The following is a 14,424-nucleotide window of genomic DNA, read 5'->3' as shown; positions in this document are numbered from 1 at the left end:
TCTGGGGCGGAGCCCCAGGGGACGATGGGGGTCCCCCCGCTCGAGCGAAGCCGAGAGTGGGGGAGGGTAGGGGCGGCGGGGGCGAAAGAAGGCCTACACACTCCCCCGGTACCGCCGCAACGCCGGCATCATCGCCGCCAGAACCAGCATCGTGACGACCACGAGCAGCCCGCCACCGGCGACAGCCGTGCGGGCACCCAGGGCGGAGCCGGCCGTCCCGTGGAGGACGTCGGCCAGGCGCGGACCGCCGGCGACAACGACCGTGAAGACACCCTGCATACGGCCACGCAGTTCATCGGTCACGGCCGACAGAAGGATGGCCCCGCGGAAGACCATGGAGACCATGTCGGCAACCCCGGCGGCGGCGAGGAACGCCACCCCCACCCACAGGTTGGAGCTCAGGCCAAACCCCGTGATGGCCACACCCCAGGCGACGACCGCGGCAATGACCATGAGCCCGTGCCGCCGCGCACGCGAGAACGTACCGGACATCAGTCCGCCGAGCACCGCACCGATGGGGATCGCCGCGAAGAGCAGTCCAAGAGCGAGCCCCTCGCCGTACGGGGCGTACGTCTGGGCGGCGAGCTGCGGGAACAGGGCCCGCGGCATGCCGAAGACCATGGCGACGATGTCGGCGAGGAAGGACAGCAGGAGCACCTGGTTGAGGGAGATGTAGCGGAAGCCCTCCGCGATCCCCCGCAGCCCTGCCCGCCCGGCGGCCGCCGTGGTCGTGCCCAGGGGCGGCAGGGCGGGAAGCCGGTAGACCGCCCATACCGTGGCACACAGGGCCAGGGCGTCGATCAGGTACAACTCGGCGAGGCCCACGACGGGGATGAGCGCTCCGGCCAGCAACGGCCCGGCGACGAGCCCGGTCTGCATGACGGTCGAGCCGAGGGCGTTCGCCGCGGCCAGTTCGTCCTTGGGGACCAGTCGGGCGATGGAGGCCTGGCGGGCCGGGGAGTTGAGGCCGAAGAACGCCTGCTGGACGGCGAGCAGCACCATCAGGACGCCGACCGATTCGAGTCCGGTGACGGCCTGTATCCAGAAGAGCAGGGACGTGACGGCTATCCCGATGTTCGTGACGAGGAGGAGCTTGCGCCGGTCCACACTGTCGGCGATCGCGCCGCCCCACAGCGCGAACACGACGAGGGGCAGGAGTCCCGCGAAGCTCGCGTAGCCGACCCAGGCCGAGGATCCGGTGATGTCGTAGATCTGCTTGGGTACGGCGACGGCGGTGAGCTGGCTGCCCACGGCCGTGACGATGGTCGAGGACCAGAGGCGGCGGTAGGCGGGACGGCGCAGCGGCCGGGTGTCCATGGCCCAGCGGCGCCAGCCGCCCCTTCTCTCTGGTTCCGCCGGTTCCGTCGGCCCAGGTGCCCCGGTCTCCGATTCCGCGCTGTTTTCCGCACCGCTCTTGCTCGTGTCCACGCCCGTCCTGGTTCCTCGACCTGATTGCTCGATACATCTTTCGATTCGAGGATCACTATCGCCGATCCGGGACCGCATTCGCCCGGCGGACCGATCCGTGGACGGGACGGGACACCCGCCAAGTGGGCATGCAGGGTCGTCAGCCCGTCGTACGCGCGTCCTCGACCGTCGCCAGAAGCGATGCCGCCTGCTCACGGGCGTGGTCGAGGGCACTGGGAAAGATGCGCAGTCCGTGGGCGACGAGGGCCCCCTCGTGGAGCAGCATCAGAGTGCGGCCCAGGGAGTCGGCCGAGGCGGGCGCTAGAGGGCGTACGAGGTCGGTGAACAGGGTGAGCATCCACTGCTTCTGGCCGGTGATGATCGCGTACGCCGGGTGGGACGTGTCGTCGATCTCCGCGTGGGCGTTGACCATGCTGCAACCCCGTGGGCTGGACGCGTCCATCCAGTCGCGTGAGGCCTCGAAGACGGCGAGAACGCCGTCGTGCGGGGTCCGGGCCGCGTCGAGGCGGGGTGCGAGGAAGGCCCGCCAGCGCTCGTCGCGGTCGGCGAGGTACTCGACGACGATCTGCTCCTTCGAACCGAACCGGTCGTAGAGCGTCTTCTTCGTGACACCGGCCTCGGCGGCGATGAGGTCGACGCCGACGGCGTGGATACCGCGGTCGTAGAACAGCCGCCCGGCCGCCTCCAGTGCCCGGCGGGCGCCGGGGGTCAGAGGCACTCGGCGCGGCCCGTCCGAGGCGATCGACGTACTCGACGGGCTCTGCGTGCTCTGCGTCTTCGAGGTGCTCATTCCTCCAGAGTAGACCGATCTGTATACTCAATGCCAGGTATACAGATCGGTCTACTTCTGTCGGTCGTCCGGCCTTGGAGGTGTGCGGTGTCGTGAACATCCTGTTGTCGATCGCGTTCGTCGGGGCCTGGAGCTCCGGTTTCATCGGGGCCAAGCTCGGGTCGGGCAGCGCCCCGGCCGTCACGCTCCTCATGTGGCGCTTCCTGCCGCTGGCCCTCGTCCTGGGCATCGTGGCGCTGACCGCGACGCGGGCCTCGTGGCGTGAGCTCACTCCCCGCGATCTGCTGAGGCAGGCCGCCGTGGGGGCGCTGTCGCAGAGCGGCTATCTCCTGACGGTCTACTACGCGATAGAGCTGGGAGTCTCCAGCGGTACTACGGCTCTGATCGACGGCACGCAGCCCCTGGTGGCCGGAGCGCTGGCCGGGCCGCTGCTGGGCCTGCCGGTGTCCCGTACGCAGTGGCTCGGACTGGGGCTGGGCGTGACCGGAGTCGCCGTCGTCACCGCGGCCGACGCGGGCGCCGGGACGGGCGTCGCATGGTGGGCGTATCTCGTGCCGTTCCTCGGCATGCTGTGCCTGGTGGCGGCGACCTTCCTGGACCGCCGGTCCCGTACGGACGTCCGCCCGATGGTGTCGATGACGGTTCACGCCGTCACAAGTGCCGTCGTGTTCACGGGACTTGCCGCGGCCACCGGAACGGTGGCACCGCCCACGAGCGGCTCCTTCTGGACCGCGGTGGTGTGGCTCGTGGTGCTCTCCACCTTCGGCGGGTACGGGCTGTACTGGCTGATCCTCCGGCGGTCGGGGGTGACCAAGGTCAACACCCTGATGTTCCTGATGGCCCCCGTCACGGCCGTGTGGGGTGCGCTGATGTTCGGCGAACCCTTCGGGACGCAGACAGTGGTGGGACTGGCACTCGGCCTCCTGGCCGTCGCCGTCGTCCATCGAGGAGACCGCCACGACCACCACAGCCGTCACGACCGCGACCGCGACGACCGGGACGGCCAACAGCCCGCGGCCCCGGGCCGTTCACGCCCCGGCGATCAGCGTGGCGCCGAGCGCGATCATCATCACCGCGACCAGAGCGTCCAGTACGCGCCACGCCGACGGCCGGGCCAGGAAGCGGCTGAGCAGGCGGGCGCCGAAGCCCAGCGCGGCGAACCAGACCAGGCTGGCGAGGACGGCGCCGAAGCCGAAGGTCCAGCGCAGCGGGCCGCGGTCGGCCGCGATGGAGCCGAGCAGGAACACGGTGTCCAGGTAGACGTGCGGGTTGAGCCAGGTCATCGCCAGGCAGGTGAGTACGGCCCGCCGTCGCGAGCCGGCCGTCCCCGCCTCCACGAGCAGCGCCGACGGCCGGAACGCACGGCGTACGGCAAGACAGCCGTAGCCGATGAGGAAGACACCGCCGATCAGCGCGACCGCGGTCAGTGCCTCTGGCCAGGCCACCACCACCGCGCCGACACCGCCGACACCGAGGGCGATGAGTGCCGCGTCGGACAGGGCGCAGATGCCCACCACCGCGAGCACGGCGTCCCTGCGGATGCCCTGCCGCAGGACGAAGGCGTTCTGTGCGCCGATGGCGACGATGAGGGAGAGGCCGGTGCCGAACCCGGCGGCCGCGGCGGTCAGAGCGCTGGTCACGGCATCCACGCTAGGAAGGCCGCCGTCAAGAGTACAGCTAAGGATTCTTACGTATCATTAGCGCTCGTGATGACAGAGCTTCCCCTCGACCAGGTGCGTACCCTGCTGGCCGTCGTGGACGAGGGCACGTTCGACGCGGCGGCCGCGGTGCTGCATGTGACCCCGTCGGCGGTGAGCCAGCGGGTCAAGGCGCTCGAACAGCGTACGGGGCGCGTCCTGTTGATACGTACGAAACCGGTCCGGCCGACCGAGTCAGGCGAGGTCGTCGTGCGGTTCGCGCGCCAACTGGCCAGGCTGGAGGACGAGGCCAGGACCGAGCTCGGCATGTCGGGCTCCGACGAGCCGACGCGGCTGTCGATCGCGGTGAACTCCGACTCGCTGGCGACCTGGTTCCTGCCCGCCCTGGCCCGCGCGCCGGAGGAACTCGGGCTCTGCTACGAGTTGCGCCGCGAGGACCAGGACCACACGGCCACGCTGCTGCGCGAGGGGCTGGTGATGGCGGCTGTGACCTCGTCGCCGGAGGCGGTGACGGGTTGTTCCGTCCGGAGCCTCGGGCGTATGCGGTACGTCCCGGTGGGCGCCCCCGATTTCACCGCGCGGCGGCTCGGCGGGTGGCCGGGCACCCCGCTTCGGGACGTGATCGGCGACGCGCCCGTGGTGACATTCGACCGACGGGACGATCTCCAGGACGCGTTCGTCCGGGGGCTCAAACGCGGTCGCGGGGCGGCGAGTTCGCTGAGGCATCTCGTGCCGACGTCGGAGGGGTTCGTCGACGCCGTGGCCGCCGGAATGGGGTGGGGCATGGCTCCCGAAGTGCAGGCGGCGCCGCTGCTCGACGCGGGACAACTCGTCAATCTCGCACCGGACTCGAAGATCTACGTTCCCCTGTACTGGCAGCAGTGGAAGCTCGACTTCCCGGCGCTCGCCGCCGTGTCCGAGGCCGTCGCGGCGGCGGCCGCCGAGGCACTGGAGTCGGGACGAGGCGCCTGAGCATCCATCGGAGCGGCTATGCCGGTCCAGCGGTCAGGAGGCCGGGCCCTGGCCCGCTTCCCTCTCCAGGAAGCTGATCACCTGGGCGGCGAGACCGTCCGCGGCGGATTCGGGGCGGGCGCCGACACCGACCGCCGGCTCGCGCAGGCCGATGCCACCGGACCAGAGGTAGCGCTCGGTCCACTCGTCGTCGACCTTCAACTGGACCTGGATGTCCACGTGGGAGAGGCCGCTTTCGGGAGCCGCTGCGAACAGGACAGCGGTGGCCCGGCGCAGGGGATAGACGTCGAAGCCCTCGATGAACTGCGAGTTGCGCCAGTCCAGAAACGCGCTCTCGCCGTCGGTCCCGATACGGATGTCGAGCTGGCCGTCTTCGAGATGAATGCCGAAATGCTCGGTCGTCCGGTTTTCGACGGTCACCCGGAATCGGAAGTAGATCAGGCCCTCGGCGGCGTCGTCACGACCGCGCGGCGGCTCCGCCTTCTCCAAGCCATGGACGCGAATGCGCAGGCCGGCATGCTCATCGTCGTACTCCTGCCAGTCCCCGACCACATTCGGCTCGTACACGGTTCACCTCTCGACCTCAGAGGGCTGCTGTCTATCCCTGAGCGCGACGAGGTGTCAAATGAGCAGAATGGGCGTTGGCCAGGGATTTTACCCGGCTTGATCGCTGATCAAGCCGTGCCCAGCCAGAACCCCTCTCACAGGCGTCACGGCCACCGCCCCGGCGTGCTGCACATCACGTCCCCCGGCCCGGGCCGGGGGCGAGGCGCCCGGCGGTGCCGGCGCCCGCTCCGGCGCCCGATGCCGTGCGGTGCATTTGAGCCAGCCCAGCGGGCTTCGCAGGCCGAATAAGGCCGCTCGCATTTCCCTCACATTTTCGCTATTGATTGTTGAATCGATTGAATGCCAGAATCCGTTCAGCCTCGCCGACATACCCCATCGGCCGAGCCACCCCGGGTTGACCGGGTGAGGATTCCAGCGGAAATTCAGGCCGATTCCCGACCCGCTCGATCCAGAAACTTGAGCCGCGTTCAGCAATGCCTCTTGAGCTGCACTCTTATTTGATAAGGCACGGTATGCCACAACACCCCAGCCCGTACTACGGTTCCCCTCCGGACAGCACGCAGTCCGGAACCGTGGCCCGGAACATGATCGGTTCGCATCCCGACTTCCGCTCCGTCCGCGGCGCCCACCGCAGATTCGGGGCGGTGGCGCTGTCGATCTCGGTGGGCGGGTTCCTGCTGTTCGTGCTGCTGTCGAGTTTCCTGCCGGACGTGCTCAATCGGCCGCTGTTCGGTCATGTGACGCTGGGACTCGCGGGCGGAGTGGGTCAGTTCGCCGTGATGGCCCTGACCGCGTGGCGGTACACGGTGCACATGGAGCGGCGGGTCGATCCGGCCGCCGACCGTCTGCGCGCCGAACTGCATCGCGACGCGGCCGCGCGGGCCCGGGCCCCCCAGCAGCAGAGGCGGTTCGGCGGATGGTGACTCTCCCCCAGGACCGGCTGGTCACTCTCTCCGCCGGTGTCGTCGGCGGCTTCAGCCTGAAGCTGACCTTCATCCTGTTCGTGTCGGTCGTCGTGGTCAGCATGTTCACCGCGCTCATCATCGCGCCGCAGGGTGACGAGATCAGCGAGTTCTACCTCGGCAACCGCACGATGACGCCGCTGCGCAACGGCCTTGCGATGTGCGGGGACTACCTCTCCGCCGCCACCCTGCTCGGCAGCACCGGCCTGGTCGCACTGACCGGGTACGACGGCCTGCTGTACCTCGTGGGCACCAGCGTGGCCTGGGTGATGGTGCTGCTCCTGATCGCCGAACCCCTGCGCAACTCCGGCAAGTTCACGCTCGGCGACACCCTGGCACTGCGTCTGCCGCGCAGCCGGCGCTCCGTCCGCCTCGCCCTCGCCTTCTGCACTCTGACGATCACCGTGCTCTACCTCGTCGCCCAACTGGTCGGCAGCGTCGCCCTGCTGACGCAGTTCCTCGGCGAACCGTCCAGCACCACCCGCACCCTGTGCATCGTCGCCATCGGCACCCTGGTCGTGCTGTACGTGGCGCTCGGCGGTATGCCCGGCGCGACCTTCATCCAGATCGTCAAGGCCGTCATGCTGGTCGTCGGTGTGGCGGTGACCGCCGTCATGGTGCTGCACCGCTACAAGTGGAACGTCGACGACCTGCTCGGCGGAGCCGCCTCCGGCAGCGGGATCGGACAGCGGTTCCTGGAGCCCGGGCTGCGCTACGGCGGCAGCACGACCAGCAAGCTCGACTTCTTCAGCCTGCAGATCGCCATCGTGCTGGGGCTGGCCGCGCTCCCCCACGTGATGATGCGGCTGCTGGCCCCGAGCGCCACCCGGGTGCTGCGGCGCTCCATCCTGTGGGCCATGGGCCTGGTCGGTTTCGTGTGTCTCGCCGCCGGCGTACTCGGCCTCGGCGCGACCGCGATCGTCGGGCGGGACGTCATCGCGGACATCGACGCGAAGGGCGACGCCGCGGTGCTGCTGCTCGCACAGGACCTCGGCGGTGCCCTGCTCACCGCGCTCATCTCCTGTCTGGCGTTCGTGACGCTGCTGGCCGTGGCCGCGGGCCTCACCCTCGCGGCCGCCTCCTCGCTCGCGCACGACCTGTACGCGGAGGTGATCCGCAAGGGCCGGGCGAGCCAGCGGGAGGAGCTGACCGTGGCCCGGCTGTCCGCCGTCGTGATCGGTGTCCTGGGGATGCTGCTCGCGCTCGTCTCCTGGGGGACGAACACCGCCACCCTGGCGTTCCTGGCCTTCGCCATCGCCGCGTCCGCGATCCTGCCGACGATGGTCTACAGCCTCTTCTGGCGCCGCTTCAACGCGCGCGGAGCCCTGCTCAGCCTGTACGGCGGCCTCATCACGTCCGTACTGCTGGTCGTCTGCTCGCCCGTCGTCTCCTCCAGGCCCGCCTCGTTCTACCCGGACGCGGACTTCGCCTTCTTCCCGCTGCAGAACCCGGGCATCGTCTCCGTACCGGCCGGGTTCCTGCTGGGCTGGCTGGGCACCGTCCTGGCCTCCCGCCCCAAGGACACCGAGCCGTCCGAGACGTACGAGAAGTTCGAGGTCCGCGCGGTGCTGGGGGTGGATCAGCCGGTCTGAGCCGAGGAGCGGGCGCATCTCCCACCTCGTGACGAAACGGACGCCCCTGTTGACGAAGGGGACGTCCGGGTGCGGAGATGCTCCTGCGACATGACGGCCGACCGTAAGGGCAGGGCAAGCGAGCGATGGCATTGCAGATCAGCGCCACCAACCCGGAGCATCCCGCGCTCCTGCTCGACCTGCCGTGGCAGCTGCCCCTGGAGGAGTGGCCGGAGCACTATCTGGTGCCGCTGCCCCGGGGCATCTCCCGGCACGTGGTGCGCTACGCGCGCGCCGGTGCGGAGGTCGTGGCGGTCAAGGAGCTCGCCGAGCGGCCCGCCCTGCGGGAGTACGAGCTGCTGCGCAGTCTCGACCGGCTGAACATCCCGTCGGTGGACCCGCTCGCCGTGGTCACCGGCCGCACCGACGAGGGCGGCGAGCCGCTGGAGTCCGTACTGATCACCCGCCACCTGGGCGGCTCGATGCCCTACCGGTCGATGTTCGAGACGACCATGCGGCCCGCCACCATGCACCGGCTCATGGACGCGCTGGCCGTGCTGCTCGTCCGGCTCCATCTGGCCGGGTTCGCCTGGGGCGACTGCTCGCTGTCCAACACACTGTTCCGGCGGGACGCGGGCGCGTACGCCGCGTATCTCGTGGACGCCGAAACCGGGGAGCTGCATCCGCAACTGAGCCCCGGGCAGCGCGAGTACGACCTGGACCTCGCGCGCGTGAACATCAGCGGGGAGCTGCTGGACCTGGAGGCGTCCGGCGCCCTCCACCCGTCGGTGGACCCGATCGAGTTCGGCATGGAGATCTGCGCGCGCTACAACCGGCTGTGGGAGGAGCTCACCCGCGCGTCCGTGTACCCGGCGGGCAAGCACCACTACATCGACCGCCGCATCCGCCGCCTCAACGACCTCGGCTTCGACGTCGCCGAGATGCAGATCGCGCACTCCTCGAACGGTGACACCGTCACGTTCGTGCCGAAGGTCGTCGACGCGGGCCACCACCAGCGCCAGTTGCTGCGGCTGACCGGGCTCGACGCCGAGGAGAACCAGGCGCGGCGGCTGCTGAACGACCTGGAGTCCTGGATGGCCACCCAGGACGACTACGCGCCCGGCGATCCTCCCCCAAGCTCTCGGCTTCGCTCAAGCAGGGGGGACCCCCACGCCGCCCGCCCGGAAGTGCTGGCCCACCGCTGGGTGCGGGACGTCTTCCGGCCGACCGTGCGTGCCGTGCCGCGCGAGCTGCGGGGCTCGATGGATTCGGCCGAGCTCTACCACGGGCTCCTCGAACACCGCTGGTACCTGTCCGAGCGGGCCCAGCACGACATCGGCCTGGACACGGCGGTCGAGGACTACGTCAAGAACATCCTGCCCCCGATGCGGGACGCGCTGCCGCCGCCGACGGACGACACCGCGCCCTCGGTCTGAGGCGGGCGGTCAGGCCGGCGGGACCACCGCCACCGGGCAGGGCGCGTGGTGCATGGCCGCATGCGCCACCGAACCCACCCGTGCGCCGACGGCGGAGCGGTGCGCGCGCCGGCCGACCACCAGCAACTGGGCCGACGCCGCCGCCGTGAGCAGTACCTCGCCCGCGCTGCCCATCTCGACGTGCTGTGTCACCCGCACCTCCGGGAACCGCTCCTCCCAGGGCCGCAGCGCCTCCGCGAGCGCCTTGTTCTCGTACTGCTCCAGTCCCCCGGCCTCGTCGGCGAGCTTCAGCGAGGCGGGGCTGAAGGTGAAGACGGTGGGCAGGCTCCAGGCCCGTACGACGCGTACGCCGGCGCCACGTGCGGCCGCCGTCTCGAACGCGAACTCCAGTGCCGCCGCGCTGTCGTCCGGGCCGCCCTGCTGCCCGACGACGATCTCGCGCCCGGCCGCCTCGGACTCGGCGAGATCCCCGGCGCGTACGAGGACGACGGGCCGCGCGGACTCGGCGACCACCTGCTGGCCGACGGAGCCGAGCAGGAAGCCGACGATCGCTCCGTGCCCGCGGGTGCCGAGCACCAGCGTCTCGGCGTCCGCCGCAGCGGCGGCCAGCGCGTCGACCCGGTCGCCTTCGAGGAGGTCGGTGGTCACCGGCAGGTCCGGGTGCCGGTCGGTGACCTCGCGTGCGGTCTCCGCCAGCGCGTCCCGCACGTCCCCGGTCCGGTCCTCGCCGTCGGACTTCTCCCAGGCGTGCACCACTCGCAGCGCCAGTGAACGGCGTACCGCCTCCCTGGCCGCCCAGTGCACGGCGGCCAGGGACTCGGCGGAACCGTCTACTCCCACGGTGATCGGGCGGGTCATGTGACAGCCTCCGTCGCGTTGGTTGATGTGCCCACGCTACAGAGCCATTACGCCGGCCCGCACGGCGGTGCTGTCAGCTCGTCAGAAGGGCGAGTTCGGTGCCCCCGAGCAGGAAGGCGCCCACGCCGAAGTCCGAGGTCCTGTCGTACGTGACGGGCTGACTGGACTCCGGGCGGTCACCCACCTTCTGTACGTAGCCGAGGAAGCCGTCGGGATGAACGGCCGTGGTGACGAGCCCCTGCCATGCCCGGTCCGCCACCGGCAGGAACGCCGACCGGCGGACGAGGCCGGCACCTCGTCGATGAGCACCTCCTGCGAGGTGCCGGGGAGCGTCGTGGTGATCAGCCGCGCCTCCCAGAACTCACAGGCACCCTTGAGGAGCGGGTAGATCCTCGCGAGATGGGAGCGCGACCGGGTGAACTCGTAGTGCTCCCACAGGGTCGTGCACAGCCACGCGTTGCCCGCCGGATGCCACCACCAGCCGTTTCCGCCATGGATGTTGGTGGAGAAGGCGACGGTCCAGCCGGCGACCTTCCCGGTGGAGTTGCGGTAGCGGTTGCGCGGGTCGTTGAAGAGGTCGTTGGTGAGCTTCGTCCAGGACTGGAACTGGTCGAGGCAGTAGTCGGTGAGCGCGTCGAAGCACTGGGACAGCCCGGCCCGGTCGGCCATCCAGTAGTTCATCTGGATGTTGATGTCCGTGTGGTAGTCGCCCATCCAGTCCGGGTCGTTGCCGTCGAGCCACAGCCCCTGGAGGTTGAGCGGGAGGCTGCCGCGGGACCCTGAGATCATCAGATAGCGGCCGAACTGCAGGTAGGCGGCCTCCAGTTCGGGATCGGGCTCACCGTCCCGGGCTCGCGCCCCGAGCCGTTCCCAGGTGTCCAGGGAACGCTGCTCGTCCGACGACGTGCCGAGCGAGATGTCCAACTGCTCGAACAGGTCGCGGTGGTCGGCGACATGGGTGCGCAGCAGGGTGTCCGCCGAGTGGCCCGCCGCGTCGCGGACCTTCGTACGGGCCAGCCGCTCCGGGTCGAGGGACGGATCGCGGTAGCCGTTGGAGGCGTCGGGCGCGTAGTTGGTGCCGCCGCTCACCACGACGGTGAGTTCCTTGCAGCCCGGAGAAGTCGATCCGCGGGCCGTTCACCCGGACGCTGCCGCCACTGCTCGACGCCTTCACGGCGGCGCCGTAGCGCAGACCGTTCGGGAAGGCGGTACCGAAGGAGGTGCCCGTCACGCTCTCTCCGTGCGTCCCCTCCAGGGTGATGCTGCCGGTGTAGCGGCCGCCGCCGCTCTGTGTGAAGTGCAGGACGATCGCGTCGTCGGGGCGGCTGGCGAAGATCTGCCGCTTGTACGTCACTCCGGAGCGGACGTACGACGTCGTCACCACGCCCTGCGCGAGGTCGAGGGTGCGGCGGTAGCCGGACACGGCGCCCAGGTCGTGGTCGGGGATGTCGACGGCGAGGCGGCCGAGGAGCGTGAAGGAGCCGAAGTTCTCGCGGTCGTAGGGGAATTGGCCGTCGGAGTCGAGCTTGTCGTTGAGGCCGCCGGTCCACATGGTGGCGTCGGTGATCAGGAGGAGTTCACGGCCGGGGTCGTTGCTCGCGAGGGCGCCGAGGCGGCCGTTGCCGACGGGCAGGCCCTGTTCGATCATCGAGTGCTCGTCGCCGGGCGACTGCCACCACAGCTGGTTGCGTGAACTCCCCTTCGGGAGCGGGGCGTCGGCGGGTCGCTGAGATGCGGCCGACGCGGTGAAGGCGGGCAGGCCGCCGAGGGCGGTGGCGACGCCGGCCGCCGCGGCCAGTAAGAGGAGTCTTCGTCTGCTGGGCTCGGTCGGGTTGTTGTCCATGGTGCGGCTCCAGGGGGAAGAGAACGGCGGTCAGGACGACTTCGGGACGTCGATGCGGTCGATGTCCGGGGCGTAGCCGGAGCCGCTGTCGAAGGTGATGGTGTTGGCGCCGGCCTTGAGGGTGACGGGCACGCTGACGGTCTCGGCCGTTCCCCAGTCCCCGGTGGAGGGGAACTTGTGGTGCCTGGCGCCGTTGCCGTTCGCGGAGACGTCGATGGAACGGGCGTCACCGCTGACGTAGGCGACCTTCACCATGTACGTACCGGCCTTGGCGACGACGACGTCGTTGAAGCGGAGCTTGCCGCCGACGTAGAGGTTGCCGACCTTCTTGCCGCCCGAGCAGGCGGAGCAGTCGGCGACGGCGGCGTTGCCGCTGAGGGTGCTGGTGGTCGACTCGGCCTCGTAGCCGGTCGAGGCGAGCGCGGCGCCGCGCGGGGTGACGGTGAACAGCCGGGAGCCGTGGGCGGGCAGGGCCTGCGTCACCTTGTTCGTGTGCGTGCCGAGGTTCTCGCGGTTCCACAGGTCCCGTACGGAGGCCTTGCCGGTGAAGCCGAGGGTCGCCCAGTGGCGGTGACGGCGGCGGGAGAGTCGGCGAGGTTGAACAGGGCCACGGTGTAGCTGCCGTCGGCGTTCTTCGCCGCCCACACCTGCTGCGGGTCGGACGGGGTGACCGGGCGGGCGGGCGGTGTGCTGCCCTGGTTGAGGGCGATGACCTCGCGGTTGGTCAGCAGCGACACACCGTAGGAGTCGAGCTTGGTCAGGTCGTCACCGGTGTAGAGCGGGGACTTGGCGATGGCCCACAGGGTCGCGTAGCTCTGCCGCTCGGCCTTGGTGAGGCCGTCCATCCGGCCGTTGCCGACGTCCAGGGAGTCCAGGTCGTTCCAGCCTCCGGCGCCTGCGTGGCGGGTCCAGCCGGGTGCGTCGTCCCAGCGGTCGTCGACCGAGTTCTCCCAGCTGACAAGGGTGTTGCAGTAGCACTCGACGTCGGTGTCGATGCGCCAGCCGTTGGAGTACTTCTTCCAGTCGGCGACCCGGCCGATGTCGAGCGACCAGGAGATCTCCAGGTGGATCGGACGGCCGGTGGCGGCGATGGCCTTCTGCCAGGCGGCGACGTCGGCAACGTTGTCGTACTGGTCACCGTTCTTGCCGGAACCCGGTCCGACCCCGTCGAGCTTGAGGAAGTCGTAGCCCCAGTCGGCGAAGAGCCGGGCCTGCGAGTCGACGTACTTCTGGGCGCAGGGGTTGGAGAAGTCGAGCTTGTAGGCGCTGTCCCAGCCGTTGGTGGTGCGCAGGTCGCCGTAGACGATGTCGGCGGTCGTGCAGCCCTCGGCGTTCCAAATGGGGGTCCTGCCCTCCCCGTACGCCTCCTTCTCCAGGCCGACCGGCAGGTAGATGCCCGCCTTGAGACCCTTGCCGTGGATGTGGTCGGCGACCGGCTTCATGCCACGCGGGAAGCGGTTCGGATCCGCCTTCTGACGGGCGTACTCGTCGAATCCGGGCTTCCAGTCCTTGGCACGCCACCATCCGGCGTCGATGTTGACGTACTCGTATCCGTACGGCTTGAGCTTGGCCGCGAGGGCGTCCGCCTGCTTGAGGACGTTCTTCTCGGTGAGGTAGCTGTAGTCGCCGTCGGGGTTGAGGCCGGGGTACTTCGAGGACTGCATGCTCCAACTCGACCAGCCCATGTAGGGCTTGGCCGCGACCGCCTCGGCGCCGGCGTCGGCGGTGGACGTGGACGTGGACGTGGTGGTGGAGGCAGTGGGGGTGGCGGCCTGGGCTGCCGGGAGGGTCGTCGCCATGGCCGCGGTGAGGGCCACGACGAGCACGGCTCTGGTGGAGCGACGGGCGTGGGTTCCGGGAGCGTACGAGGATGACCTCATGGGTCGGACCTCCAGTGATGGGTTCGGCTCTGTGCGGGTGCGGGTGCGGTGGTGCAGTGATGCGGTGGGGCGGGAATTTCCTTGGAGACCAAGGAGCCTGACGGTTCGTCAGAAATCCGTCAGGAGGTGGGGCGGCTCATCCCTGGCCGCGGCTCGGACCGCTGATGAAGGACTGGATGGCGGTGGCCGCGGCTCCGCGCGCCCACTCGTCGAAGGGCAACGGACGGGTCAGCAGGTCGCATCGCGCGGCCGTGCCGAAGGCCGACGCGGTGAAGGCGTCGCGGATCTGCTCGGCGAACAGGTCGTACGCGGCGAGGCCCTCGCCGGAGATGATCACGCGCTGGGGGCCCATGAGGTTGGCGACGGTCGCGATGGCCCGGCCGATCGCCTCCCCGGCCCGCGCGTACACCTCGCGGGCTCCGGGGTCGCCCCGGCGGGCCAGGTCGACGGCCTGCGCGG

11 protein-coding genes and 3 pseudogenes are annotated in these 14,424 nt (G+C 70.0%); 5 read left to right on the top strand and 9 right to left on the bottom strand.

Translation table 11 applies throughout. The annotated features are described in order from the left end of the window. Positions 1-93: 93 nt before the first annotated feature. On the bottom strand, positions 94-1,428 hold the full coding sequence (locus O3Q52_RS33230; RefSeq protein WP_269652377.1) for an MFS transporter: 1,335 nt from the start codon (positions 1,426-1,428) through the stop codon (positions 94-96). A 139-nt stretch (positions 1,429-1,567) separates the two neighbouring features. Then, complete coding sequence (locus O3Q52_RS33225; RefSeq protein WP_269652376.1) at positions 1,568-2,218, bottom strand: TetR/AcrR family transcriptional regulator; 651 nt, start codon at positions 2,216-2,218, stop codon at positions 1,568-1,570. Positions 2,219-2,310: 92 nt separating this feature from the next. Here O3Q52_RS33225 and O3Q52_RS33220 point away from each other — a divergent pair. Continuing rightward, positions 2,311-3,347: pseudogene (locus tag O3Q52_RS33220) on the top strand (DMT family transporter). On the opposite strand, the gene O3Q52_RS33215 reads toward O3Q52_RS33220, so the two are convergent. Beyond that, complete coding sequence (locus O3Q52_RS33215) at positions 3,247-3,858, bottom strand: LysE/ArgO family amino acid transporter (RefSeq protein ID WP_269652375.1); 612 nt, start codon at positions 3,856-3,858, stop codon at positions 3,247-3,249. The pseudogene O3Q52_RS33220 and the gene O3Q52_RS33215 overlap by 101 nt on opposite strands. 66 nt (positions 3,859-3,924) lie before the next feature. Between O3Q52_RS33215 and O3Q52_RS33210 the strand changes: the two genes are divergently transcribed. Then, on the top strand, positions 3,925-4,848 hold the full coding sequence (locus O3Q52_RS33210; protein WP_269652374.1) for a LysR family transcriptional regulator ArgP: 924 nt from the start codon (positions 3,925-3,927) through the stop codon (positions 4,846-4,848). A 33-nt stretch (positions 4,849-4,881) separates the two neighbouring features. Here O3Q52_RS33210 and O3Q52_RS33205 read toward each other — a convergent pair whose 3' ends face one another. After that, entirely contained in the window at positions 4,882-5,415 is a 534-nt protein-coding gene (locus tag O3Q52_RS33205) for a hypothetical protein (protein ID WP_269652373.1), read from the bottom strand. Positions 5,416-5,999: 584 nt separating this feature from the next. Between O3Q52_RS33205 and O3Q52_RS33200 the strand changes: the two genes are divergently transcribed. The 3 genes from O3Q52_RS33200 (at position 6,000) to O3Q52_RS33190 (ending at position 9,384) form a co-directional block, all read left to right on the top strand. Beyond that, the gene (locus tag O3Q52_RS33200) at positions 6,000-6,338 is read left to right on the top strand and encodes a DUF485 domain-containing protein (protein WP_269652372.1); all 339 of its coding nucleotides are present in this window, start codon (positions 6,000-6,002) and stop codon (positions 6,336-6,338) included. Positions 6,339-6,355: 17 nt separating this feature from the next. Then, positions 6,356-7,969, top strand: coding sequence for a cation acetate symporter (locus tag O3Q52_RS33195; RefSeq protein WP_269652378.1), 1,614 nt, complete (start codon positions 6,356-6,358; stop codon positions 7,967-7,969). A gap of 125 nt (positions 7,970-8,094) precedes the next feature. After that, positions 8,095-9,384, top strand: coding sequence for a DUF4032 domain-containing protein (locus O3Q52_RS33190; protein WP_269652371.1), 1,290 nt, complete (start codon positions 8,095-8,097; stop codon positions 9,382-9,384). Positions 9,385-9,393: 9 nt separating this feature from the next. Here O3Q52_RS33190 and O3Q52_RS33185 read toward each other — a convergent pair whose 3' ends face one another. The 5 genes and pseudogenes from O3Q52_RS33185 to O3Q52_RS33165 form a co-directional block, all read right to left on the bottom strand. Then, positions 9,394-10,242: a universal stress protein gene (locus O3Q52_RS33185; protein ID WP_269652370.1), complete on the bottom strand. Its 849-nt coding sequence runs from the start codon at positions 10,240-10,242 to the stop codon at positions 9,394-9,396. 73 nt (positions 10,243-10,315) lie between these two features. Then, positions 10,316-10,501, bottom strand: a complete 186-nt coding sequence (locus tag O3Q52_RS33180) for a glycoside hydrolase family 88 protein (protein WP_269652369.1) — start codon at positions 10,499-10,501, stop codon at positions 10,316-10,318. 41 nt (positions 10,502-10,542) lie between these two features. Beyond that, positions 10,543-12,085, bottom strand: a pseudogene (locus O3Q52_RS33175) (glycoside hydrolase N-terminal domain-containing protein); the annotation flags it as partial. A 30-nt stretch (positions 12,086-12,115) separates the two neighbouring features. Next, positions 12,116-13,965, bottom strand: a pseudogene (locus tag O3Q52_RS33170) (carbohydrate-binding protein). A 136-nt stretch (positions 13,966-14,101) separates the two neighbouring features. Beyond that, positions 14,102-14,424: ROK family protein (locus tag O3Q52_RS33165; protein ID WP_269652368.1), on the bottom strand; the 323-nt coding region annotated here is incomplete at its 5' end.

It is taken from the genome of Streptomyces sp. ActVer, assembly GCF_027270795.1.
Classification (GTDB): domain Bacteria; phylum Actinomycetota; class Actinomycetes; order Streptomycetales; family Streptomycetaceae; genus Streptomyces; species Streptomyces umbrinus_A.
Note: the sequence above shows the minus strand (reverse complement) of the source record. Positions and strands in the feature narration are given on the sequence as shown.